General features: G+C 35.7%; 22 protein-coding genes and 1 tRNA gene. 15 read left to right on the top strand and 8 right to left on the bottom strand.

The window, feature by feature from the left end; all coding sequences use genetic code 11:
- From ACSVH9_RS06080 to ACSVH9_RS06070, 3 genes are all read left to right on the top strand, one after another.
- Window positions 1-1,665 carry an alpha-amylase family glycosyl hydrolase gene (locus ACSVH9_RS06080; RefSeq protein ID WP_438062926.1) on the top strand — a complete coding sequence of 555 codons (1,665 nt, stop codon included), beginning with the start codon at window positions 1-3 and terminating at the stop codon, window positions 1,663-1,665.
- Between the two features lie 244 nt (window positions 1,666-1,909).
- Window positions 1,910-2,653, top strand: a complete 744-nt coding sequence (locus ACSVH9_RS06075) for a glycerophosphodiester phosphodiesterase (RefSeq protein WP_438062925.1) — start codon at window positions 1,910-1,912, stop codon at window positions 2,651-2,653.
- Entirely contained in the window at window positions 2,650-3,855 is a 1,206-nt protein-coding gene (locus tag ACSVH9_RS06070; RefSeq protein ID WP_438062924.1) for an NAD(P)/FAD-dependent oxidoreductase, read from the top strand. Before ACSVH9_RS06075 ends, ACSVH9_RS06070 begins: the two co-directional genes overlap by 4 nt.
- A gap of 73 nt (window positions 3,856-3,928) precedes the next feature.
- Here the strand turns inward: ACSVH9_RS06070 and ACSVH9_RS06065 are convergent, their stop codons facing one another.
- A complete protein-coding gene (locus ACSVH9_RS06065; protein ID WP_438062923.1) occupies window positions 3,929-5,584 on the bottom strand; it encodes a S41 family peptidase in 1,656 nt (551 codons plus the stop codon).
- 53 nt (window positions 5,585-5,637) lie between these two features.
- Window positions 5,638-6,114 (bottom strand): TspO/MBR family protein, encoded by a 477-nt coding sequence (locus tag ACSVH9_RS06060; protein ID WP_024982197.1) that lies wholly within the window; start codon window positions 6,112-6,114, stop codon window positions 5,638-5,640.
- A gap of 110 nt (window positions 6,115-6,224) precedes the next feature.
- Between ACSVH9_RS06060 and ACSVH9_RS06055 the strand changes: the two genes are divergently transcribed.
- The 6 genes from ACSVH9_RS06055 to ACSVH9_RS06030 all read left to right on the top strand — a co-directional run bounded on the left by ACSVH9_RS06055 (window position 6,225) and on the right by ACSVH9_RS06030 (window position 11,397).
- Complete coding sequence (locus ACSVH9_RS06055; protein WP_438062922.1) at window positions 6,225-7,343, top strand: diphosphomevalonate/mevalonate 3,5-bisphosphate decarboxylase family protein; 1,119 nt, start codon at window positions 6,225-6,227, stop codon at window positions 7,341-7,343.
- 17 nt (window positions 7,344-7,360) lie between these two features.
- Window positions 7,361-7,609 carry a hypothetical protein gene (locus ACSVH9_RS06050; protein ID WP_438062921.1) on the top strand — a complete coding sequence of 83 codons (249 nt, stop codon included), beginning with the start codon at window positions 7,361-7,363 and terminating at the stop codon, window positions 7,607-7,609.
- 311 nt (window positions 7,610-7,920) lie between these two features.
- Window positions 7,921-8,859, top strand: coding sequence for a mevalonate kinase family protein (locus ACSVH9_RS06045; protein ID WP_438062920.1), 939 nt, complete (start codon window positions 7,921-7,923; stop codon window positions 8,857-8,859).
- A 22-nt stretch (window positions 8,860-8,881) separates the two neighbouring features.
- Complete coding sequence (locus ACSVH9_RS06040; RefSeq protein ID WP_438062919.1) at window positions 8,882-9,835, top strand: geranylgeranylglycerol-phosphate geranylgeranyltransferase; 954 nt, start codon at window positions 8,882-8,884, stop codon at window positions 9,833-9,835.
- A gap of 241 nt (window positions 9,836-10,076) precedes the next feature.
- Window positions 10,077-10,979, top strand: coding sequence for a pseudouridine synthase (locus ACSVH9_RS06035; RefSeq protein ID WP_438062918.1), 903 nt, complete (start codon window positions 10,077-10,079; stop codon window positions 10,977-10,979).
- A gap of 55 nt (window positions 10,980-11,034) precedes the next feature.
- Window positions 11,035-11,397 (top strand): nuclear transport factor 2 family protein, encoded by a 363-nt coding sequence (locus ACSVH9_RS06030; RefSeq protein ID WP_438062917.1) that lies wholly within the window; start codon window positions 11,035-11,037, stop codon window positions 11,395-11,397.
- A gap of 142 nt (window positions 11,398-11,539) precedes the next feature.
- On the opposite strand, the gene ACSVH9_RS06025 is transcribed toward ACSVH9_RS06030, so the two are convergent.
- Entirely contained in the window at window positions 11,540-12,109 is a 570-nt protein-coding gene (locus ACSVH9_RS06025) for a hypothetical protein (protein ID WP_438062916.1), read from the bottom strand.
- A gap of 277 nt (window positions 12,110-12,386) precedes the next feature.
- Window positions 12,387-12,468: transfer RNA gene (locus ACSVH9_RS06020), tRNA-Leu, on the bottom strand.
- A 107-nt stretch (window positions 12,469-12,575) separates the two neighbouring features.
- On the opposite strand from ACSVH9_RS06020, the gene ACSVH9_RS06015 reads away from it, so the two are divergent.
- The 4 genes from ACSVH9_RS06015 (at window position 12,576) to ACSVH9_RS06000 (ending at window position 16,816) form a co-directional block, all read left to right on the top strand.
- Complete coding sequence (locus tag ACSVH9_RS06015; protein WP_438062915.1) at window positions 12,576-13,964, top strand: dipeptidase; 1,389 nt, start codon at window positions 12,576-12,578, stop codon at window positions 13,962-13,964.
- 264 nt (window positions 13,965-14,228) lie between these two features.
- Window positions 14,229-14,660, top strand: coding sequence for a hypothetical protein (locus ACSVH9_RS06010; RefSeq protein WP_438062914.1), 432 nt, complete (start codon window positions 14,229-14,231; stop codon window positions 14,658-14,660).
- A gap of 3 nt (window positions 14,661-14,663) precedes the next feature.
- Window positions 14,664-15,038 carry a BlaI/MecI/CopY family transcriptional regulator gene (locus ACSVH9_RS06005; RefSeq protein WP_159687985.1) on the top strand — a complete coding sequence of 125 codons (375 nt, stop codon included), beginning with the start codon at window positions 14,664-14,666 and terminating at the stop codon, window positions 15,036-15,038.
- Window positions 15,035-16,816, top strand: a complete 1,782-nt coding sequence (locus tag ACSVH9_RS06000) for a M56 family metallopeptidase (protein ID WP_438062913.1) — start codon at window positions 15,035-15,037, stop codon at window positions 16,814-16,816. Before ACSVH9_RS06005 ends, ACSVH9_RS06000 begins: the two co-directional genes overlap by 4 nt.
- A 234-nt stretch (window positions 16,817-17,050) precedes the next feature.
- Here the strand turns inward: ACSVH9_RS06000 and ACSVH9_RS05995 are convergent, their stop codons facing one another.
- Complete coding sequence (locus ACSVH9_RS05995) at window positions 17,051-18,421, bottom strand: saccharopine dehydrogenase family protein (RefSeq protein ID WP_438062912.1); 1,371 nt, start codon at window positions 18,419-18,421, stop codon at window positions 17,051-17,053.
- A gap of 153 nt (window positions 18,422-18,574) precedes the next feature.
- Between ACSVH9_RS05995 and ACSVH9_RS05990 the strand changes: the two genes are divergently transcribed.
- A complete protein-coding gene (locus tag ACSVH9_RS05990; RefSeq protein ID WP_438062911.1) occupies window positions 18,575-18,970 on the top strand; it encodes a DUF423 domain-containing protein in 396 nt (131 codons plus the stop codon).
- Window positions 18,971-19,040: 70 nt separating this feature from the next.
- A complete protein-coding gene (pckA, locus tag ACSVH9_RS05985) occupies window positions 19,041-20,642 on the top strand; it encodes a phosphoenolpyruvate carboxykinase (ATP) (protein ID WP_438062910.1) in 1,602 nt (533 codons plus the stop codon).
- Between the two features lie 91 nt (window positions 20,643-20,733).
- On the opposite strand, the gene ACSVH9_RS05980 is transcribed toward pckA, so the two are convergent.
- The 3 genes from ACSVH9_RS05980 to ACSVH9_RS05970 all read right to left on the bottom strand — a co-directional run bounded on the left by ACSVH9_RS05980 (window position 20,734) and on the right by ACSVH9_RS05970 (window position 25,660).
- Window positions 20,734-21,786 carry a phytase gene (locus ACSVH9_RS05980; protein WP_438062909.1) on the bottom strand — a complete coding sequence of 351 codons (1,053 nt, stop codon included), beginning with the start codon at window positions 21,784-21,786 and terminating at the stop codon, window positions 20,734-20,736.
- 3 nt (window positions 21,787-21,789) lie between these two features.
- Window positions 21,790-22,773 (bottom strand): metallophosphoesterase, encoded by a 984-nt coding sequence (locus ACSVH9_RS05975; protein WP_438062908.1) that lies wholly within the window; start codon window positions 22,771-22,773, stop codon window positions 21,790-21,792.
- 70 nt (window positions 22,774-22,843) lie between these two features.
- Window positions 22,844-25,660, bottom strand: coding sequence for a TonB-dependent receptor (locus ACSVH9_RS05970; RefSeq protein ID WP_438062907.1), 2,817 nt, complete (start codon window positions 25,658-25,660; stop codon window positions 22,844-22,846).
- Window positions 25,661-25,866 lie beyond the last annotated feature (206 nt).

The raw sequence follows: 25,866 nt of genomic DNA, 5'->3' as shown, positions 1-25,866 counted from the left end.
ATGAAAAAACAAGCTTTAGCCATAACACTCGCCCTATCCTCATTATTCTGCGGATATACTAATGCTCAAAAAAAGGGTTCTCCAAAAAAAGAAACTACTCCCTTTGTTTGGGAAGGTGCCAATTTGTATTTCCTACTAACTGACCGTTTTAATGACGATAACAATAAGAAAGAAATTTATTTTGACCGAACCAAAACTACTGGAAAACTACGCGGTTTTGAGGGAGGAAATATTAAAGGAATCACCAAAAAAATAGAAGAAGGCTACTTTACTAAACTAGGAATTAATGCCATTTGGTTGACACCAATTGTAGAACAAATTCACGATGGTGTAGACGAAGGAACCGGTTTAAGTTATGGTTTCCACGGGTATTGGGCCAAAGATTGGACGGCTTTAGATCCAAATTTTGGTACTAAAAAAGACTTAGCAGAATTGGTTAAAAAAGCGCACGCTAAAGGAATCCGAATTGTATTAGACGGTGTAATCAATCACACCGGTCCCGTAACAGCCAATGATCCTGTATGGCCAAGCGAATGGGTAAGAACATCTCCTCAATGCGATTACAAAACTTTCGAAGGAACTACCGCTTGTACGCTAGTAGCCAACCTGCCAGACGTAAAAACCGAAAGCGAGAAAGAAGTAGCCCTTCCTCCTTTCTTGATTGAAAAATGGAAAAAAGAAGGCCGTTACGAAAAAGAAATGGCTTCGTTAGATGCTTTTTTTAAAAGAACAGGCTATCCAAGAGCGCCAAAATACTACATCATCAAATGGTTAACAGATTATATCGTTGAATTTGGAATTGATGGTTACCGTGCCGATACTGTAAAACATACAGACGAAAAAGTATGGGCAGCCTTCCAAAAAGAATGCAATTACGCTTTCGGAGTTTGGAAGAAAAACAACCCCTCAAAAGTATTAGACAACAACTCCTTTTACACCATAGCCGAGGTGTATAACTACGGAATAAGCGCTGGCCAAGAATTTGATTTTGGAGACAAAAAAATCAATTACTACCAAAACGGTTTCAACAATATGATTAATTTTGAGTTCAAATGGGATGCTCAAAAAGATTATGAATTCATCTTTTCTAAATACTCTTCAAAGCTAAACGATGAGTTACAAGGGTATAGCGTGCTGAATTATTTATCCTCTCATGACGATGGTGGTCCATTCGATGCTAAAAGAGAAAAAACCATCGAAAGTGGGACAAAATTATTGCTTTCTCCAGGAATTTCTCAAGTGTATTATGGTGATGAATCTGGACGTTCCTTGGTAATCGAAGGTACACAAGGCGATGCCACTTTGCGCTCGTTTATGAACTGGAAAGCCATCAAAACCAATCCCGAAACCCAAAAAACATTGGCGCATTGGCAAAAACTAGGACAGTTCAGAAAAAACCATCCTGCAATCGGAGCTGGAGTTCACAAACAAATCTCGGCTACTCCTTATACCTTCAGTCGTTATTTTTCAAATGGAAACTTCACCGACCAAGTGGTCATTGCGTTAGATGTGAATCTTGGAGCCAAAGAAATACCTGTAGGCACAATTTTCGCAGATGGAACCCTTCTTCGCGATGCTTATTCTAATCAAGAAGCAAAAGTGACCAATGGAAAAGTAAGTATCAATTCTAATTTTACTTTTGTGCTTTTAGAAGCTAAAAAATAGAGATTTCATAAGAATTCAAACACCGCAAATTCGCAAATTTTAATCCTTACTTAGGAAAATGAATTTGTGAATTTGCGGTTTTTTTTCCACGAAGAAACAAGAAGCAATGCTTTTGTACTTTGCGTTCCTTGCGTAAATCTTTGCGAACCTTGCGGTTAATTTCACAAAAAACATAAAACAATGATAACGTCGTATTTAACCAAGAAGTAATTGCTTTTTCCTATTTTAGACCAAAAGAAAAAAAATGAAACTTCAACCGTATCTTTGGCTTATTTTTATTGGATTAACCAGTTGTACTACTATGCACAAACCACTCAACATAGGCCATAGAGGCGCTATGGGACACGAAACCCAAAACACCGTTGCCGCGATTAAAAAAGCATTAGCGATGGGCGTCGACCGCATCGAAATTGATGTGTTTGTCATCAAAACAGGAGAAGTTATGGTATTTCACGACGATATTTTGGATAGTCTTACCAATGCAAAAGGTCCGATAGAAGACTACTCTTTCGAAGCCTTGCAAAAAGTAATCGTAAAAGGCGGACATCACATTCCCACGCTAGAAGAAATCATCACCACCATCGACCGAAAAGTACCTTTGAATATCGAATTAAAAGGCAAAAATACCGCCGAAGCTACACATAAAATTGTTGCTGCTTTTGGCAAAAAAGGCTGGAAAACTTCTGATTTTATCATCTCCAGTTTCCTTTGGAACGAATTAGAAACCTATCGAAAACTCGATTCCAAAATAGCCATTGACGTCTTAACAGAAGAAAATCCGCTAGACGCACTCCCAATGGCGCATCAATTAAAGGCACAATCCATCAATCCTTGGTTCAAAACCCTCACGCCCGAAAATGTAAAACGCATTCACCAAGAAGGATTTAAAATCAATACGTACACCGTAAACGAGCCTGAAGACATTAAAAAAGTAATCGCATTGGGTGTCGATGGAATTTTTTGTAATTTTCCCGAAAGATTACGATGATGTACGACTGTTTAATTGTGGGAGGTGGCGCTGCAGGTTTTTTTACTGCCATCAACATTGTAGAAAGAAATCCAAAAGCCAAAGTTGCCATTTTAGAACGTGGCGCCGAAGTGCTAGGCAAAGTACGCATTTCGGGTGGCGGGCGCTGCAATGTGACCCACGCTTGTTTTGAACCCAACGAACTCGTAAAATTTTATCCAAGAGGCGAAAAAGAATTGCGAGGTCCTTTCCATCAATTTTGCTCTGGAGACACCATCGAGTGGTTTGAACGCCACGGCGTAGCCCTCAAAATTGAAGACGATGGCCGAATGTTTCCTGTTTCGAATTCTTCTCAAACCATCATTGACTGTTTTCTAAAAGCCACCCAAAAATTGGGCATCAAAGTCCTAACGGGTCAGAGTGTGCAATCTATATTCAAAAAAGACAACTACTGGAAAATTGATACCCAAAATCAAAATTATCTAGCCGAGAAATTGATTTTAGCTACGGGAAGTAACCCAAAAATTTGGGAGATGCTACAGGAATTTGGCCACGCCATCATTCCACCCGTGCCCTCTTTATTTACCTTTAACACCAAAGACCCTCGAATCAAAGAATTGCCAGGCGTTTCGGCAAAAGTAACCGTGCGAGTAAAAGACACCAAACTCGAAGCCACTGGTCCACTTTTAATTACCCATTGGGGGATGAGTGGTCCCGCTATTTTGAAACTATCTGCTTGGGGTGCTCGCATTTTGCACGACAAAAACTATCAATTTACACTTTTGGTGAATTGGCTTAATACTATCGATACCGAGGAAGCCATCGCACAATTGAAAACCCTTAAACAAGAACAAGCCAAAAAAACAGTCTCCAAAAAATCACCGTTTGAACTCACTAATCGTTTGTGGGAAAGTTTGGTGCTGGCTGCTGGCATTAATGCTGAAACCAAATGGGCTGATTTATCCAAAACCCAATTGCAAAACTTAGCACAACAACTCACCAATGGTGTTTTCCAAATCAATGGTAAAAGCACTTTTAAGGAAGAATTCGTTACAGCTGGCGGTATTGATTTAAAGGAAATCAACTTTAAAACCATGGAAAGTAAAATTCATCCCAACCTTTATTTTGCGGGCGAAATTGTCAACATCGACGCCATTACAGGTGGTTTTAATTTCCAAAATGCTTGGACTAGCGGGTTTATTGTGGCGAATGCGGTGGCATAATTGTTTTGCAATTTATTGACCCGCCAAAACCATCACTAGATTTTAATAGATTCCAAGAAAAGTTGTACACCAATTACTTCCCTGTTTCTATAAACTGAATTGCACGTTCCAATACTTCATCCTTACCTTCACGAAGACCCAAGATGGTCGGTTTTGCCTCGATATCGGGAACTATCCCAATGCGTTGTGTTTCGCGTCCATCTGGATAAAACACACCCAAACCACTAAACTGTGTATTGAAACCCTCGAGTATTTCAAACCTAATTACCCCACCGTCTGCACCTGCTGTTTGACTTCCTATAACAGTTGCATTTGGAGCCGATTGAAAACACATAGCAGAATATTCACCGTGGCTCTCCGTATTTTCATTGACTAACACAATGACTTTTCCCTTATAATAATCAGGATTTGTCTTACCACACATTTCAGTTTCTCTCCATATAAATCGTCCTGGATACGTTACATCAGGATCGATAAATTTTGCAAATTCTTTGGGTTCAGGATTTAAATATTCAGCTAAAATATAATTAGTATTGTGAGCCCCAAGCCTAAGGTCAAAAACTATAGCTTTAGTGCTTTTTAGCTTTGACATAATATTATGAATGTCTTCTGGATATACTTCTCCTAAATTGACATAACCAATAGTATTATCTAAAAGTTTCCATTTCCCGAGTAATTTATTGGTTTTCCTAAAGAATTTTATAAGATATCTATACAAATATTTATCTGCTACTCCCCCTTCTCTGCTGTATTCTACTTTAACTGAATCGGTATGCCCATTAAAAATATGATAATCAGAAAAATTAATTCGGGCGGCATCATTTCCACCATCCAAATATTTTCGTGATTCCTTTAAAATTTCAGGTATTGTTTTTCCACCCACTTTTGTAATGATATCTCCTACTCTAATGTCATTAATTTTACCTAAAGAATCACTATACACTTGAGTAATTAGGACTTTATCTTCAACAACTCTAACTCTCGCAGGTATTTGCTTTCTACCAAATTTTTCTGCCATTACTCTTGTACCAAGGAAAGCATGGGAATCATTCAACTTAATTACTAGCTCTCTCATTAATAAGTGATACTCAAGTTGTGTACTAGCAGTATTGAATTTCGGGAGCATTTCATAAAGAACATCATCCCAATTTTGGTCCATTAGGTATTTATATGGAAAAAAATATTCTACATAATTCCAATAACGGAACAAAGCCAACAAACGAAACTTTCGGTCCTTCCAATCGTACTCAGGATATTTTATTTCATTACTAAACTCATAAGAAATAGCATCTGGTTTAGGCTCTCCTTTTCGATAATAAAAATGATTAGACTGTAATCGATTCTCTAGTATGAAGGTTAATTTTTTTGAAAGAGATTTTGAAAAAAAATGAGGATTGTTTAGCCAAGTTGCATTTAAGTTTTTATCAAAATACTTAATTTCATTTGACACAGCAATAGGTTCAATTTTCTTTACTTCGCCAAGTGAAGTAATCCAGTTTTCAATAACTTCAGAAAACTCTTTTTTGTCTTTAGCTTTTTCTACTTGAGGTAGAATAGTAAATAATTCTTTGTCCCAATCGTACTTTCCGCTAGCCACGTTAGGATGATAGTATTTCAAGAAACCCCACACTTTAGCAGTAGTGGCTAATTTTTCGGTTTCTGACAAAGAATGTTGAGCGTGACTTATTTGGAAAAATAAAAAAAGAGTAAAGAAAAAGATTTTTTGCATTAGGGTAGTTGTCTATAATTCACTTATTGCTTGTTAAAAACAAATATACCGAATTATTTATTTAACCACCAAATACTTATATTTAATACTGTTGCAAAACTTACCCAAGCCAAATAAGGCAACAATAAATAGCCAGCAATTTTATTGATTTTAGCAAACTGAAGATAAGTTTCATAAATCATCAACCACAATAAGACAATCTCGATTCCCGCTAAAAAAGGGTTATGCAAACCAAAAAACAAATACGACCACAAGGCATTCAACGCTAATTGTATCGCAAACAACGTCAAGGCTTTTTTGACAATCGGTCGATTCCATTCGATTTTATCCCAAACCAAACCAGCCGCAACACCCATCATCACATACAACAAACTCCAAACAGGCGCAAAAACCCAATTCGGTGGATTAAAAGAAGGTTTTACTAATGTAGGATACCAATCTAAAATAGCGGCTTTGGTAACTGTACTTGAAAAATAACCTATTGCCAAACAAGTGACTACTACGGTAAGAATTCGGGTAATTTTATTCATTAGAATGATTTTTAAAGATTCCAAAAATAGGAAAAAGGATTCAAAAGAATAGCCAATAAACTAATAAAGAAATAGCCAAAAAAAGTATCTTTGCGCAAATTTTATCTTCTATGACTGCTACCAATGATTTTATTCCAACAACGCCTTACACACACAACATAGAAAAAGGCATTTTTCAATGGAGTGCTCCAAGTAACATTGCTTTAGTTAAATATTGGGGAAAAAGAGACGATTTGGGCCATCAAATACCAGCCAATCCATCTATAAGTTTTACGCTAAATAACTGTAAAACCATTACCAGTGTGGCTTTTGAAAAAAGAGACCTTTCGACTTCCATCAACGGAACCAATCCAAGCGATTACTCTTTTGACTTGCTTTTTGAAGGACAGCCTAAAGAAGAATTTAAACCAAAGATTCAAAAATTCTTAGAGCGCATCACTCCATTTATGCCCTTTTTGAAAGACTATCATTTTACCATAAACACCGAAAATACGTTCCCGCACAGTTCAGGAATTGCATCTTCGGCTTCGGGAATGGCCGCTTTAGCTATGAATTTTATGAGTATTGAAAAAGCATTAATCCCTGAAATGACTGAGGAGTATTTCTATCAAAAAGCGTCTTTTCTAGCTCGTTTAGGTTCAGGAAGTGCGTGTAGAAGTGTAAAAGGAAATTTGGTAGTTTGGGGCAATCAAGCGAATATTGAAGGAAGTTCGAAACTTTTTGGAGTGCCTTTTTCAGGAAAAACACATTCGGTTTTCGAAAACTATCAAGACACTATTTTATTAGTCGATAAAGGCGAAAAGCAAGTATCAAGTACTGTAGGACATGATTTGATGCATAATCATCCTTTTGCGGAACGTCGTTTTGAACAAGCACATGAGAATATTGACCAATTGATTCCAATTTTCGAGAATGGTGATTTGGAAGCTTTCATCAAAATTGTAGAAAGTGAGGCCTTGACCTTGCACGCGATGATGATGACTTCTATGCCGTATTTCATTCTAATGAAACCAAACACACTACAGATTATCAACGCCATTTGGAAGTACAGAAACGAAACTAAAACACCCGTTTGTTTCACCTTAGATGCGGGCGCAAATGTGCATGTTTTGTACCCTGAAAACGCAAAAGAATCTGTTTTACAATTTATTCAAAGTGAATTAGTTGGCTATTGCCAAAATGGTCAGTACCTTTGTGACCAAATTGGGTTTGGCGCTGCAACATTGTAAACTGTTTTTTGCTATCTTTGACACCTATCTCTAATGCAACGATTATGGATATTGAATTAGAAAAACTGGAATTAATCAAATTATTGGAAGCAACCAATGATGCGACTATTATAGCTTCTATAAAAAAGATTTTCAACGCTTCGAAAAAAGATTTTTGGGAAGAACTCACTGAGGCACAAAAATTGGATATCGAAGAAGGGGAAAAACAAATTGAACGTGGAGAATTTGTTGATTTTGATGAATTTATTCAGAAGTATCTAGAGTAATTATGCGAAAGTTAAAAATTTCGATAACTGCTCAACAAAGAACTCAAGAGCTTTTTGAATACCTTGAAGCTAGATGGTCCTCAAGAGTTCGAATTAAGTTTGCGAAGAAATTATACGATTCACTTAACAAAATAAGAAATAATCCAGAGTTATTTCCTAAATCAGAAGTCAATAAAAAATTGCACAAATGTGTGGTATCATAACAAACAATTTTGTTTTATAGATTTACAGAGAAACAAGTATTTATTGTTTCTTTTTTCGACACCAGACAAGACCCAACAAAAATTAAAAAAATAAAATAATAGCATTATATGAAAGGACCTTTATTTTACTCAAAAATATTACTTTTCGGAGAGTACGGAATCATTCAAGACTCTAAAGGTTTGTCTATTCCTTATAACTTTTACAATGGTGCCCTCAAAAAAGAAGACCATCCTTCGCCAGAAGCGATAGCATCTAACGGTCACTTGAAACGATTTGTAACCTATTTGGAGTCCTTACAAACAGAGCAACCTGATTTGGTTCAATTTGACATTGCTACTTTACAAAAAGACGTGAACGAAGGGATGTATTTTGATTCTAGCATTCCACAAGGCTATGGTGTAGGCAGTAGTGGTGCTTTGGTAGCTGCTATTTATGACAAATACGCACAACATAAAATCACAGTTTTAGAAAACTTAACCCGCGAGAAATTATTGGAATTAAAAACCATTTTTTCTCAAATGGAAAGTTTTTTCCACGGAAAAAGTTCAGGTTTAGACCCATTAAATAGCTATTTGAGCATTCCGATTTTAATCAATTCTAAAGACAATATTGAAGCCACAGGCATTCCGACTCAAAGTTTTGACGGCAAAGGCGCTGTGTTTTTGCTAGATTCTGGCATTGTAGGAGAAACCGCTCCTATGGTAAATATCTTTATGGAAAACTTGAAAGACCAAGGATTCCGCACTATGTTGAAATCACAATTTGTAAAACATACAGATGCTTGTGTTGAAAATTTTCTTGTTGGAGACATCAAAGCGTTGTTTAGCAACACAAAGAAATTGTCTAAGGTCGTTTTGAATCATTTCAAGCCAATGATTCCTGAGCAATTTCACGGGGTTTGGCAACAAGGAATTGACACGAATGACTACTACTTAAAACTTTGCGGTTCTGGGGGCGGCGGTTACATTCTTGGTTTTACACAAGACTTAGAACGTGCTAAAGCTGCTTTAAAAGACTACAAACTTGAAGTAGTGTACCAATTCTAAAAACTTTCAGACGCCATTCAAGATGCAACGAGAGCAAAAGCTATTGTTATTAAAAATCGTTAGTTTGTTCTCTGTTATTCGAGGGTACAACATTCCCATAATTATCATTGCGCAATATTTGTCGGCTATTTTTATTATGGCTCCAGAGCAGCGCGCCTTGAATATTTTATTGGACTTTAATATTTTTATTTTAGTATTTGCTTCGGCCATTGCGATAGCCTCAGGGTACATCATCAATAATTTTTACGACAGCCAAAAAGATTTAATCAACCGCCCGAACAAATCGATGTTGGACCGACTGGTGAGTCAAAAAACGAAACTTCAGGTGTATTTTACTTTGAATTTCATTGTGGCGTTGATGGCTTGGTTTATTTCTTGGCGAGCCTTACTGTTTTTTTCATTCTACATTTTTCTGATTTGGTTCTATTCCCATAAATTGAAAAAAATCGTTTTTATTGGAAATTTATCAGCGGCATTGCTGGCCGTTTGGCCTTTTTTCGCTATTCTTTTGTATTACTATCAACCCACTTCGATTGAAGAATTGGAACGCCACAAAGACCATTTTGCTGTAATCATCGCCCACGCTTCTTTTTTGTTTTTATTGATTTTGATTCGGGAACTGATAAAAGACTTGGAAAATTTGAAAGGCGATTTGGCCAATAATTATCACACCATTCCTGTTTTTTATGGAGAGAATTGGTCCAAAAGAATTAGTACTGTTTTAACCATTTTAACCTTGGTTCCTGTTTACATTTTGATTGAACTCTATGATGTGGGCTATATGGACATTTACTTTTATAGCTCATTAATTGTACTGTTATTTTTTCTGCTTTTATTGTGGCAATCCAACAACAAACCACACTACATTAGATTGCACAACATCTTGAAATTTTTGATTGTTGCGGGAGTTTTTTGCATTGTTTTGATTAACCCAAGTGTGCTTTGGCACGGCAAAAATTGGTTATTGAAGCAGTAATTTCTTTGGAACAAAACGTTCTTTAGTGCAAGATTCCCTAGCCCTGATGGGAACGGCATCCTTTACTGCCGGGGTTCGGCAGTAAAGATATAGTGGACAGCAGGAAACAGCTTCTAAAGCAAATCGACTTACTAAAAAACCTACTTAACTACTAATAAATTAGTTAGTTATCTTTTTCTAATTATCGAAAATCGTTTCACAAGGATATAAATAGTATCTTTGCACCAAATTAGAGATTATTATGAATAATAAGGAAGGCAACAACAAACGAGGCGGAGCAAGGCCAGCAGGTTCAAGACCCAATTCGAATAAGCCAAAACCTGCGATGCAAAAAAGGGCACAAGGACCTAAAAAAGCAAAACCTACTGCCAAAATAGAAGAGGCAAACAAAGTGGTTAAAAAACCCAATCAAGTAGCTAAAAGACTTAAAGAAAAAGACGAAATTCGTTTGAATAAATACATTTCGAACTCGGGTGTTTGTTCGAGACGTGATGCAGATATTTACATTCAATCAGGTAATGTAAAGGTAAATGGTGTTCCAGTAACTGAAATGGGATACCTAGTAAAACCAACAGATGTAGTAAACTTTGACGGAAAAGTTTTGACTCCAGAGAAGAAAGTGTACATCCTATTGAACAAACCTAAAAACTTTACCACGGCACTTGATGAAGGTCAAGAATACCGTAATGTATTGGAATTGGTAAAAGGTTCTACTACCTCCAAAATCGCACCGATTGGTAGAATGGACAAAAACACTACGGGTTTGTTATTGTTTACCAATGATACCGATATGATTCGAAAATTCACTTTACCGAATCAGAAATCATCGAAAATCTATCAAGTTTCTTTGGACAAAAACTTAAAGTTTGAAGATTTAGAAAAAATCAGCAAAGGTGTCATAATTGATGGACATCGCGTTTTTGTTGAAGAGGTGAGTTATATTGAAAATGAACCCAAAAGCGAAGTGGGCTTAAAATTACGCTCGGCTAATGTAAAAGTGGTGCGTTCTATTTTTGAACAATTCAGTTATGATGTGTTACGCATCGATCGAGTTTCGTTTGCTGGTTTGACCAAGAAGAATTTACCAAGAGGCAATTGGCGATTACTGACGGATCAAGAAATTATCAATTTGAAAAACGTTTAAAACAGACAATCCCATTACAATCTAATTGAAATGGGATTTTTTAATTATAAAATTTATGACTCCAGAAAAACTAAACTCTATAGCCTACAAATGGTTCGACTGTTTTAACAATAAAGAGCTAGAAAAATTACTTTCCCTTTATGATGATGAAGCCGTCCACTTTAGTCCAAAACTCAAAGTACGTCAACCTGAAACCCAAGGTCTAATTACAGGAAAAGAAGCTTTAAGAACTTGGTGGCAGGACGCCTTTGAACGATTGCCAAGTTTGCAGTACAAAGTAACTTCGCTGACCGCTAATGGCGACCGTGTTTTTATGGAGTATATCCGAATGGTAACTGATGAAAGCGACTTATTAGTAGCCGAAGTGTTAGAAGTTAAGAATGAAAAAATTATCGCTTCGAGAGTGTATCATGGATAGCATTTTAAAAAAAAAATAAAGTAGCTTTAAAATTCTCACCTATTTTACACATTGTCAATAAAAAAGGGATGTTGAACTATCCAACATCCCTTTAATGGTTACTATAATTAACTACAAATCAGAAACCTATATTGTCAAAAAATTAATTTCTTTTATTTTTAAAAAATGAAAAACTGAATAAAGAAGATTCATTTTCATTTGCAATACTTGTTGCATAATCCACATTTGGCAAACCTAAAATTAGCTTAACTCCTCTAGGCAAGAGTCTGCACAAAATTTCAGACTGTGATTCTAAAATTGAAATTAAATTTTTTGGAGTATCTTTTTTTAAATCATTAATTATCAAAATCGACACTACATTCAATACAATTCTAGCTGTTTCACTTCTTACTCCTACTTCATTTGAAATCATCTCAGATATTCTATCTTTTTTAACGGCAAAAAGCCAATCTAAATACAAATATCCACAAGAAAACAAACTTTCTTTCGGGCAATAATTATTCAGTTGCGCTTCAAAATCAAAACTCAAGTTTTGAGAAGACTTTAAAAAAACTTCTAAATCATTACTTTTTTTTATTCCAACTAAGACTGCACATATACTTGCCTCGATTGTTTTTTTAAGGAGAGCATCCTTTTCATCTAAATAACCTAACAACTTCAAAAACAATTCGTTCGAAATTAAATTTTTAAAATTATTCACCAAATTCGTCATTGAAACTTTAGTTAAATGCAGGGTTATCTATATAAATTTGTTTTAAATAATCGACAAAGTGTGATATTTTATCGTTGAAAAGCTAAATGTAGTACTTTTTTGTTAGTAGAGAAATAAAAAGTGATTTTTTTTTAAATAAATGATAATTCAAACAAAAACACAAAATTTTATATAAAAATTAGCACAAAAAACAGAAAATCAATAAGTATTGAAGTAAACACTATTTCATAATAGTGCTGAAATAAAAAAAGCTTCTCAAATGAGAAGCTTTTTTTTGTGCGGATAATAGGACTCGAACCTACACGCCTTGCGGCACCAGATCCTAAGTCTGGCACGTCTACCAATTTCGCCATATCCGCGATTGTGGGTGCAAATATAAGCATAAGTTCCAATTTTCAAAGTAAATTTTGTAAAAAAATAATAATCTATTTTTTGTACTTTTGAATTGATAAAATTAATCATCCAAATGGAAAATAGAACAAGTTACGTTCAAGAAAATAAAGAACGCTTTATCAATGAGTTAATCGAATTATTGAAAATTCCTTCCGTTAGTGCCGACACCGCTTTTTCACAAGATGTACTCGACACAGCAGAAGCAGTAAAAGTAAGTTTAGAAAAAGCAGGTTGCGATTTCGTTGAAATTTGCGAAACAGCAGGTTATCCAATTGTATATGGCGAAAAAATAATAGACAAAAACCTACCAACGGTTTTAGTTTACGGACACTACGATGTACAACCCGCCGACCCAATTGAATTGTGGACCTCTCCTCCTTTCGAACCTGTTATTAAACCCACAGCTATTCACCCAGAAGGCGCCATTTTTGCCCGTGGTGCCTGCGATGACAAAGGCCAAATGTACATGCATGTAAAAGCTTTTGAATACATGATTCAAAGCAATACTTTACCTTGTAATGTAAAATTCATGATTGAAGGAGAAGAAGAAGTAGGCAGTGTCAACTTAAAAACGTTTGTTGAAAACAACACAGAGAAATTAAAAAACGATGTGATTTTAATTTCGGACACGGGAATGATTTCTAATCAACAACCATCCATCACTACAGGATTACGTGGACTGAGTTATGTAGAAGTAGAAGTGACTGGTCCTAACCGCGATTTACATTCTGGTTTGTACGGTGGCGCAGTTGCCAACCCAATCAATGTTTTATCTAAAATGATTGCTTCGCTTCACGACGAAAACAATCACATCACCATTCCAGGTTTCTATGATAATGTAGAAGAGTTATCTCTGGAAGAAAGAGCCGAAATGGGCAAAGCACCTTTTAGTTTAGAAAACTACAAAAAAGCACTTGACATTAACGATGTATATGGCGAAAAAGGCTACACAACAAATGAGCGTAATTCTATCCGTCCCACTCTAGATGTAAATGGAATCTGGGGAGGTTATACAGGAGAAGGCGCCAAAACGGTCATTGCTAGTAAAGCTTATGCGAAAATATCGATGCGTTTAGTACCTAATCAAGATTGGGAAGTTATTACCGATTTGTTCACCAAACACTTTATAAGTATAGCTCCAGCTGGCGTGAGTGTTGTAGTAAAACCGCATCACGGTGGACAAGGTTATGTGACTCCTATCGACAGCATTGGTTACCAAGCCGCCAACAAAGCCTATACAGAAACCTTTGGAGTGCCTGCTATTCCAGTTCGTTCCGGTGGAAGTATTCCTATCGTTGCATTATTCGAAAAAGAATTGAAAAGTAAAACCATCTTGATGGGATTCGGTCTAGACTCCGATGCGATTCATTCCCCTAACGAACATTTCGGAATTTTCAATTACCTCAAAGGAATCGAAACCATTCCACTTTTCTATAAATATTTTGTAGAGTTGAGTAAATAAATACTCTTTTCATACCAACATCCGCTCCTTCTTTATTGATTGAGCGGATTTTTTTTTGGGCGTAACCCGCAGAAAAAGCGGGTCGGGTCATCCGCTATATCTTTTTGGGGCCACGCAGAAAAAGCGCGTCCCCAAAAAGGATGCCGCTTCTACCCCTTACGCAAAACCGTTTCTAAACCACTCATTGCAAAAAAGTTAAACATTTTGTTGCACATATTATTTTTTATTCTACATTTGTAGAGCAATGTATTATTCTGTAGAGCAATGACAAAACCAATCTTACTATTTGTACTGTTTCTTTTATGTAGTTGTCAAGTACAACACATCAATCAAAAGAAAGACAAAAAAATGCACGGCAAATGGATTGAAGAATATACTTTGGACACTATTCGATACAAATCTATTGGAAGGTACAAAGAAGGAGAGCCAGTCAAAAAATGGAAATATTATGCCAATGGTAAAATCATCAAAAAGGAAACCTATAAAAAGGAGTATTGCAAAGTGCGCTTTTACCACCCGAATGGAGCACTTCAAGCCAAAGGAATTACAAAGTTAATTGAAAAAGGAAAAGACATTCATTGGTTTTACTCCGGCCAATGGGAGTATTTCGACACAAAAAAAGATTTAATCATCACCCGATTGTACGACAAGGGAGAACTTATCTCAGAAAAAGAAATAAAAAACACAAAACAATAAACTATGCAACAACTCACCAACGCCGAAGAACAAGTGATGCAGCATTTGTGGCAACTCGAAAAAGCTTTTATGAAAGACCTACTCGAAGCCTACCCAGAACCAAAACCTGCTACAACAACCATTGCTACTTTATTAAAACGAATGATTGACAAGCAGTTTGTAGCTTACAAAGAATATGGCAACTCGAGAGAGTATTACCCATTGATTGACAAAAACGATTATTTCTCGAAACATGTCAATGGCTTAATTAGTAATTTCTTTAATAATTCTGCTTCTCAATTTGCTTCGTTTTTTACAAAAGAAACGAACCTTACCGCCAGAGAACTAGAGGAACTAAAAAAAATCATCGATAACGAAATCCAAAAAAAGAAATCATGATACAGTACTTGCTAACTTCAACTATCGCTGCCACTATCCTATTGGTAGTATATCAGCTTTTTCTAGAAAAGGAAAAAATGCACCGTTTCAATCGCTTTTACTTGTTGCTTAGTTTGCTTTTTTCACTTCTAATTCCTTTTATTTCGATTGAAATTATTGAAGAAATTACTACTCCTGCGACTGCTCCAATTCCGATGACCTTTTCTGGAGGAACTATGGTAATTGCAGAAGAAACTAATTACTTCGAACAAACACTATGGGGTATGTATGTCCTTGTAACTGCGATTCTAGTATTTAGATTTATTCGAAACATTGTGGCTTTTTATCAATTAAAAAAGAATAACACAACACTTTCGTTTCAAAACGCGACTTTAGTTTTACTAAAAGAAGCTGTGTTGCCGCATACTTTTATGAATACCATTTTCATCAATGAAGCGGAATACCAAGAACGCAAAATTGAAAAGGAATTGTTTGCACACGAAATGACACATGTCAATCAAAAGCATACCCTAGATGTTTTATTTGTAGAATTGATAAAAACTATCTTTTGGTTCAATCCTTTGTTTGTTTTGTACAAAAAAGCAATACAACTCAATCATGAATTCCTAGCCGATGAAAGAGTGGTGCAATCTTACAAAAACATTCCATTTTATCAATCACTATTGTTATCCAAAGCGAGTTGCAACCCGCCTTTGTATCTAGCCAGTAATTTAAATTTTCAAGTCACTAAAAAACGCTTTCTTATGATGAGTCGAAATTCTTCAAAAAAGATAATACTTGGCAAACAGCTGGGGCTATTACCCATTTTTACGGCGCTTTTCTGTTATTTCTGCATCGATAGTGTTGCACAAGTACAAGCAACAAAAGCAACAAATACAAAATACACTACTGCTACAAGTAACGACAGAGATGCTTACTACGCAGGTGTATTAGTTAATGTTACTGACAAAAAAAGAAATATCACCTTCTCCAAAAAATACGAAGATTTGACTTTGGAAGAAAAAAATAGGTACTTATCCTATACTCCTAAAAAATACTCAAAAAAAATCCCTACAAAGGCAGAATTTGAAGACTTCAAAAACAGTAAAAAATATGCCATCTGGATTGACGATATCCACGCCAACAATAGCCATTTAGAGGTCTACTCACCAGACAAAATCGTATATTTTTCAGGAAGTTTTGTTCATAAAAATGCTAGAAGCAAAAAATTCCCTCAACCTTTTCAGTACAATTTCTATACAGAAGCCTATTATGATAAACATTTAAAAAATGCGCATAAAAAGTTTTCTGGTAAAAGCATCGATATTGTTCTAAGTGACTCCAAAAAATTACCTAAAAATTTAAAACCGAATACAAAAGAAGAGTCATTAGTTAGCCCTAATAAAAACCTAGCAAGTTTAAATCCTGATTCAAAAACAGAGGCTTTACTACAAAATACAACAAAAGAAAGTGCTCCAACTTCATCAAACGGTGATGTTCTAAATGTTGTAAACGTAACTGAAAAGCCTGATTTTCCAGGAGGAATGAAGAAGTTTTACCAATTTGTTGCAAATAATTTTCAAATCCCAACTGATTTGAAAGGGAACGGTAAAATATACATCAAATTCATAGTCGAAATGGACGGTAGCATTACAAACGAAGAAATTATAAGAGATATGGGATTTGGCACTGGAGAAGAGGCAATTCGCGTAATCAAACTTTCTCCAAAATGGATTCCCGCTAAAAAAGACGGTGTTCCCGTTCGAGTACAATATAGTTTGCCGATAACATTACAATAAGGTTGATTTTAAATTCTAAACCTAAAAAAAACAATGCTTCCTTTTAGCCCCGGGAGAAGCGGCATCCTTTTCCTTTTTTCTTTAAAAAGGAAAAGATATAGCGTATCACGGGACGATGCTTCCAAAAAAGTCTAATGCTGCTGCTACTAAATAAAAAAACCGCTTCTCTTCAAGTACAAGTTTAGAGAAGCGGTTAACAAATAAACTCAAAAAAAATTAAAATTAAAAAGAAAACTAATTGAAGACTTTATCTGGATTGTAGCCCATATATGGCATGGCTTGTTCATTAAAAACAACGCCGTATGATTCTAATTCTTTCAGGATGGGTTCGTAAACTTCTTTTTGAATAGGAAGTTGAACACCGCTAGTTTGTATTTTACCATTTAAAATTAACAATGCAGCCATCGCAACGGGAAGCCCAACTGTTTTTGCCATAGCCGTGTACATTTGGTCGTCGCCAATACATACCATTTTGGAATCGATTTGAGAAGTTATTCCTTTCCATTCGTAACCAAATTTGTGGTACATAACTATCATATCTTTATCCTCGGGTTGTAAGGTCCAACTATCGGAAAGGATTTTTTCTAAAATTTGAGCGGGTGTGGCATTTTTCAAACCAACCTTCTTACTACGGCTGAATAAATCCAACTCCACTAGTTTATCCCACATAATATCGTCTTGGTCTATTTTGAGAATATGTCGCATCTTTAGTTCAACCGAATCAGTAGGGTGATATGGCAAAAAGGAATTCACAAACTGTCGATAGGTCATTTCTTCAGAACCTTCCATGATATAGCTATCATCGGTCATTCCTAATTGCACAAACATATTCCAAGCTTTAGAGAATCCTACTCTGCGAATAGTACCTCTATATAAAGTAAGCACATCATCTAATCCGTACACCGAACGATATTTTAAAGAATCTCGATTAGAATAAGCTTCGAATCTGCCGTAACCTTCGACTTCTAAAAACTCGGTTCTGCGAAATAAATTGCAATACGGTATGTATTTGTAAGCGCCTTCTTGAATGAATTTGGCTGCACCACCTTGACCTGCTAACACCACATTTCTTGGTGCCCATGTAAATTTATAATTCCAAATATTGGTATCCGATTCTGGAGCGACCAATCCACCACAAAAGGACTCGAATAAAAGCATTTTGCCTCCTTTTTCTTTGATCTCATCGATAACTTTCATCGCACTCATATGATCGATACCAGGATCCAAACCAATTTCGTTCATAAAAATAAGTCCTTTGGCTTTGGCTTCTGCATCCAAAGCTTGCATGGCTTCACTGATATAAGAAGCCGTAACCATGTGTTTATTGAACAAAATACAATCTTTGGCCACCTCAATATGTAAATGTGCGGGCAACATAGAGATAACGATTGTTGCTTTTTGAATCGCTTCTTGTCTTTGTTGCGCATTAAATATATCTAAAGCTATAGGAGTCGCATTAGGGTGGTTGTTGGTTTTTTTCTGAGCCAATTCAAGCGATAAATCTCCAATAATGAGATGTAATTGCTCTTTTTCTGACTTTGCCAGTAAATATTGAATCAACGACGAGGCTGATCTACCTGCTCCAATAATGAGTATAGTTCTCATAAAAATATGATTATTTAACACAAACATACTATTTTGTTGTATTCATAACAAATAGATTGTGTTAAAACACAAAAAAAATAAAAATAAAACAGAAATAACCCTTTTTGTTTGAAATGTAATAAATACTTTTGCAAAGGATTCTAATTAGGAACTATGAGCAAAAAAGTAATTTCAACTGCTGCCCTTTTAGGAATGATAGCTATCATTTTAGGAGCTTTTGGGGCACATGCCTTAAAAAAAGTACTTTCAACAGAGCAACTTGTTACCTTCGAAACGGGTGTTCGCTATCAAATGTACCATGCTTTATTCCTGCTATTCATTGGTTTGAATACATCGTTATCTGAAAAATCTAAAAAAATCATTTATTATTTTACCGTAACTGGAGTTCTTTTATTCTCAGGCTCCATCTATTTTTTAGCCACCAACAACTTAACTTCTTTCGATTTTACTAAAATCGGTTTTATAACTCCTATTGGAGGAGTCTTCCTCATTCTAGCCTGGACTGTTTTGCTATTTGACTTTTTAAAAAACAATAAAAAGAAAATATAAAACAAAAAAGGGTATTTAAAAATTAATTTATACTTTTACAGCGAAACAAATAAAAACTAACTACAATTTTATGGACACTAACACCCTTTTTACGAAATCGATTTCGTTAGAAAAATTAGGAATTGAGAATGCCAAAATTCAGTATCAATTAACTCCAGATGAATTACACGATTTAACTATCGCTTCAGGTGAAGGAATGGAAAACTCCACAGGAGCCTTAGCCATTAATACAGGGACATTTACAGGTCGCTCACCTCAAGATCGTTTTATTGTAAAAGATAGCATTACCGAAGACAAAGTATGGTGGGGAAAAGTAAATATCCCTTTCGAGCCAGCTGCTTTTGATGCTTTATACAAAAAGGTAACGGCTCACTTATCTAACAAAGAAGTTTTTGTTAGAGATGCTTATGTATGTGCCGATGCTAATTATAAATTGAATGTTCGTGTAGTAACCGAAACACCTTGGGCAAACTTATTTTGCTACAATATGTTTTTACGACCAACTGAACAAGAATTAGAAAGCTTTACTCCAGAATGGACTGTGGTTTGTGCTCCAAGTTTTGAGGCCAATCCAGCAGTTGACGGAACACGTCAGAGCAATTTTGCTATTTTAGATTTTACTAAAAAAATTGCACTTATCGGTGGTACAGGTTATACAGGAGAAATGAAAAAAGGAATTTTCTCTGCATTGAACTTTATCTTGCCTGTTTACAAAAATACGTTACCAATGCACTGTAGTGCCAATGTGGGTAAAAATGGAGATACAGCTATCTTCTTTGGTCTTTCAGGAACAGGAAAAACAACCCTATCTGCCGATCCAGAAAGAAAACTAATTGGTGATGATGAACACGGTTGGACAAACGAAAATACTGTTTTCAACTTTGAAGGAGGTTGTTATGCCAAAGTAATCAATTTATCAGAAGAAAATGAACCAGATATCTTTAGAGCCATCACTAGAGGAGCTATTTTAGAGAATGTTGTCTTTAAAGCAGGAAGCAACGAAGTAGATTTTGATGATGTTTCTATTACACAAAACACTCGAGTAAGCTACCCAATTACACATATTGACAATATTCAACCAGGGTCTATTGGTAAAAATCCAAAGAATATTTTCTTTTTAACGGCTGATTCTTTTGGAATTATTCCTCCAATATCAAAACTTACTCCAGGTCAAGCGGCTTACCACTTTATATCTGGTTATACTGCAAAAGTAGCAGGAACAGAAGCTGGAGTAACAGAACCACAACCTAATTTTTCAGCATGTTTTGGTGCACCATTTATGCCATTGCATCCTACAAAATATGCCGAAATGTTAAGCAAAAAAATGAAAGACGCCAATGTTACCGTATGGTTGATTAACACAGGATGGACAGGTGGTGCTTATGGAACAGGAAGCCGAATGAAGTTAAAATACACTCGTGCTATGATTACAGCAGCCTTAAATGGTGAATTGGATGCGGTTTCTTTTGTAAATCATGACGTATTTGGAATTGCCATTCCACAAGAATGTCCAAATGTTCCAGCCGAAATCTTAAATCCAAGAAATACTTGGGAAGACAAAGCACTATATGACGTAAAAGCAGTTGAACTAGCTCAAAAATTCAAAGCAAACTTTGAAAAATTTGAAGAATTTGCCAATGAAGAAATTCTAGCTGGTGCTCCAAAAGCATAAAAATTACCAAAACAAAACCAAAATAAACCAACCAAAACGAAAAGAGCTGTTCCGCAAAGAACAGCTCTTTTTTTATTACAAACAAAGACCGTTATTTTTTATGCTTATCGATAGCTTCTTGAATGATTTTCCAATCATAAAAATGAAAGGTTTTTCCATTGCTCATAGCAACAAATAATCCTGTATCGAAAGGTTTCCCGAGATTAATAGCTGTAACATCTGCACCATCACATTCTATGGTAGAAGTTGGTATTTCTGCTAATAGTTTATAATCGTTCGGATTACCATTACTTCCTTCTCTAGGATACACCATAAAAGAATTGGCCTGTTGATTAGAAACCAAAATGTATCCCGTAGTAGCAGAAGATTTATATATGGCCATTCCTTCATGATCCGATTTGAAATCTTTTTGTCCAAACAATGCTAGCTCTTGATTGTCATTTAATGAAGGGTCGGCTTTGTATTTTCGAATTCCAAATTGCTCGTCGCAATAATAAACTGCTCCCAATTCGTTATCAACTGCAATGGCTTCGATTTCCTTTTTCCCGCTGTAAGCACCAAATTTACGCACCAATGTAGCTTCTACTTTAGCATTCGAAGTTCCTTTCAATTCATATTGCCATAAATAAGAACCTGAAGGTCCCGATTTTCTACCTACAATGGCAAATACAACTTTATCTGATGGACGTGTATAAATTGCAATTCCCATTGGGTCTCTTTCCAATTCCCCTTCAAAAACAGGAATACCACCGTTATCCAAAGGCTTCAAGTCGGGCAGGCTAAAAATGCGAATTTTATTCGTTTCACGCTCTGTAGTTACCGCTATGTCAGTCAGTACGCCATCGATTTGTAAACCGTAAGCAATATCCACATTATTGGGTCTCTTGATGGTTTCTGATTTTTTTATGATTTTTCCTTGCAAATTAAAAACATACAAACCACCATCAGTGTCTTTGTCTGTACCAATAACAAGACTTTCTTGTGGGTTTGTTGGATGAATCCAAATGGCTGGATCATCGGTATCATGCAAAACAGTTTCGGTTACTACTGTTGGTTTTAGTCCATCTTTTCGCAAGGGAGCTAATGAACTAGAACAAGATGTTACAAAAGCTGCAACAACTATCAAACTATTATATTTATTCATTTCTTACTTTTTTTTATCAATATTCGTTTTAAAAATCACATTACCCTCAGCATCGACCACTTGTGCCAATAATTGGTCTTTGGTCACAGAAAAAGTCATAAATCCAGCTTTTTCAGCCCAAAACAAGGTTCCTTCTCGAGTTCCAGAAGGCCTTACTTCGCATGCAGCACCCGACAAAAACTGAGTGGTGTATCGATTTTTGGGTTTAATAATTTGCAAATCATGCTCATGACCACAGAAATAAGCATCTACTTTATTAGTATCAAAAATAGTAGCAAATTTGTTCTCAAAACTTTTTGTCTCTGGACTGTCTTTTCTTTTGCCTCCACTATATAAGGGATGATGTCCCACGACTATTTTCCATTTAACCGCATCATCTTTCGTTTCCAACTCCTTAATTAGCCATTTCTTTTGTGCTGTGGTATCTTGTGCTATGAGATTATCATACATATCCGTACCTTTTTTATAATAGCTATCTATAAATGGCGAAGTATCCATAACCAAAAGCAAGAGTTTATTACCATCTTCTAGTTCAATCATCTTTTTGTAATAAGTTGAAGGCAGATGCCAACGCCTACTTACATTGGAATAGTCAATCTGGGCTTTTAAACTGCCTCTGTAATCATGATTCCCCAAAGTAACATACCAATCGTTTTGCAAACTGTAATCCGTATAAACCGATTCAAAAGAAGCCATCCAAGAATAATCTTGTGTACTGCGAACACCATTGGGATAAAAATTATCTCCTACTGTAATCACAAATTTAGAATCGAGAGTAGCAGCCGCTTTTCCCATTTGGGTAGCTACTTCCTTTTGGTAAAACTGCCCATAGCGTCCAAAATCTCCCATCAATAAAAAATTCAAGCTCTTAGCGGATGGTTGCAATTGAGACAAATAACCTCCGGTATAACCTGATAATTCTCTTTGGGCTGGCGTTTGCGCACAAAGCAATTGTGCCACAAAAAAACAAAATAGTATTTTCTTCATTCCTCTAAATTAAAAAAAACAAACAGGAAAGACTTCCTGTTTGTTTAACAAAACACCTACTGACAACAAACTACAAGTCAAGCTTCAACCCGAAGTTATATCGAGCTTGATAGTACTCGACTTGTTTGGTATTCGCAACCACGCCTTGATAATAACGCAATGGTTGGTTGGTTAAATTATTCGCCTCTGCAAAAATTCGCAATTTTGAAGTTATCTTAAATGAGGCATTAGCATCTAAGAAGAACTGTTTGTCATAATAACTATCATTGTATGCCTCTGAACCTAATTCGTCTAAATAATCTGAGGTAAAATTAGTAGAAATTCTAGCCGAAAAACGTTTGTTTTCCCAAGATAAAGAACCGTTAAACATATGAGGTGCAGTTCCTGGTAAGCTAATATTTTTACGTTCATTTCCATCTTCGTCAGCAATTCCTTTTGCTTCTGAATTGGTGTAAGTATAATTCAAGTAGATACCAAATCCTTTCAAGAAATCACCTGGCAAAAAGTCTAACTGACGCTGAAAAGCTACTTCAAAACCAAATACGTTTACTTTGTCTCCATTTTTTGGCTGAATGAATGACCAATTTTCACCTGTTGGAATTGGATTTGCCTGACCTGGAAAATCTTTTGCAAACTTCTCGGTGGTATATTGATTATCACTAAAATTATAAATGAAATCATCTAACTTTTTATAAAAAACACCTCCTGAAATGATTCCGACAGATTTGAAGTAATTTTCTACCATCAAATCATAATTATTAGAAAAGGTCACATCCAAGTTTGGATTTCCAGCGGCAATTTCTCTATCAGCAGCAATATTATTTACATAAGGCGCTAAAGCATAATAATCAGGTCTTGCCAAAGCTGTAGTCGCAGCCGCTCTAATAACTAAATCTTTGTTGGCTTTGTATTGTAGGGTTAAACTAGGCAAAAGATTAGTATACGAATTGGTATTATTGATTTGACCTTCTAAAGTTTCTTCATCTAATACTCTGTTTCCTGTATAATCGATTTTAGTATTTTCTACACGAAATCCTAGAACCATAGAAAGTTTATCATTAAAATCCTGATCCCATCTTAAGTAAGTAGCGTATATTTTCTCTTTGGCATTGTAATTTACCGTCAAAAACTCGGCAGGATCTTCTTCTTTATCAAATAATGAAGCATTGTTCAAATCTAATTTTCCTAAGTAAGCAGCCGAAGCAAATGTTCCAGGGATGTATTTGGCACCCGGATTGAATCCTTTTCCATCAAAAGTAACCGTACTTACATCAGTCAAAAGTCCCATACCGCTGTTCACTGGCTCATAGGCAAAAAACTTATTGTCTCTTGATTTCTCTTTTATTCTTAATCTTAAACCTGCTCTAAGTCTTCCTTTTTGAGATGGAACTACGGTAAATGGCACACGTATATTAACTTTTGCTCCAAACTCACTTTCGCTAGTATCGTCTGTATTTTCAGTAACCGAATCAAATTTGAATTTAGCGATAGATTCACCTGAAGTCGTCAATAATGGAAATTTACTTTCAGAAAAATCTTGAGTCATATCTACTCCTTTTTGACGATACTCAATATATCGCTCACCTGGACGGTATTCTCTTGCTTTAGAATAGTTAGCAGACCAATCTAAATCTAGAGTGGAATGAATCAAATGCTCTCCTCTCAACGAATAGTTTTGTACTCGTTGATCTTCTAATCTCCGGTTTTCATTTCTACTATTGTCAACTCCACCTTTAGTTTGGCGTCTTACTCTTCCTTCATAACCAATAATTTTTTGGGTATCCACTGCATCATAAACCGCTTCGATATCGTCATAGGTAGTTCTGAATCGGTTTTCTTTATCATCTCTCCAATTGTAGATTGCGTTCGCAAAAATGGAATTATTATCGTCAAATTTATAATCTAAAGCCAAAGAAGAACTTCTTCTAATTCTTTGCACATCATATTTTCTAATTTCTGCAGCTTGTAGAAATTCATTACCGAATTCATCTTTTACCCATTCGTTTTCGATATTATCCGATCCATAATCTACATTATTGTACGAAGCACTTAAAACTGCTCCAAGTTTAGCATCAAAAAAACGATTACCATATACCAAACCAGCAGTGTAACTTCCTTTTTCACGAATTGGCAAATACCCACCCGCCAATGTTGCAGAAATACGCTCTTTATTTGGCGTTGCTCTCGTAATTAAATTCACAGAACCACCAATCGCATCAGCATCCATATCAGAAGTAAGCGTTTTGTTTACCTCTATAGTAGAAATCATATCCGATGGAATCAAATCCATTTGTACATTACGATTGTCCCCTTCGGCAGAAGGAATCCTGTCACCATTCAAACTCACTGAGTTCAAAGAAGGCGCCAAACCTCTAATGATGATATTTCTTGCCTCACCCTGATCGTATTGCATCGTCACACCCGAAACTCTTTTTAAAGCGTCTCCAATATTCGCATCTGGAAAACGACCTACTTGGTCAGAGGAAATGATGTTACCAATGTTTTTATTGTTTTTTTGTTGGTTCAAAGCTTTAGCTTGTCCTTTTAAGATATCCCCAACCACAACTTCATTCAATTCTGTTCCTGCAGCTTTTAAACTAAAATCAATAACAGCATTTTTTCCTTCGCTAACTTGTACTTCGTTGGTTGCAGAAGCATATCCCATATATTTAATTTGAAGGCTATAATTTCCTGGGGATACATTTAAAAATTCATAGCGTCCAGTATAATCAGTAACCGCATATTTATTCATACCAACTATTTGTACCAAAGCTCCGGGCAAAGGCAACTTATCATCTACATCAACAACTTTTCCAGAAATCACCCCTTTTTGGGCCTGAGAAAATAGAAAAGTAAAGAAAAACAGCAACAGTAATTTTGTTTTCATACAAGTATTTAATGGTTAAAACGCAAAACTAAGCCGAATTATTTAACACAATTTTACGCAGGTTTTAACAATTTGTTATGGTTCAACCAAACTAACTAACTTTCGTAACACAACCCTAACCTAGCTATAACCTAGTTGCAACATAACCATAACATCAGCTCAAAATGAACAAAAAAGTCTTGTCGTAAGTAAAATACAATCAGTAA

The organism is Flavobacterium sp. RSSB_23, from assembly GCF_051547145.1.
Classification (GTDB): Bacteria; Bacteroidota; Bacteroidia; order Flavobacteriales; family Flavobacteriaceae; genus Flavobacterium.
The sequence above is the reverse complement of the archived record's forward strand: the minus strand, read 5'-3'. Positions and strand labels throughout refer to the sequence as shown.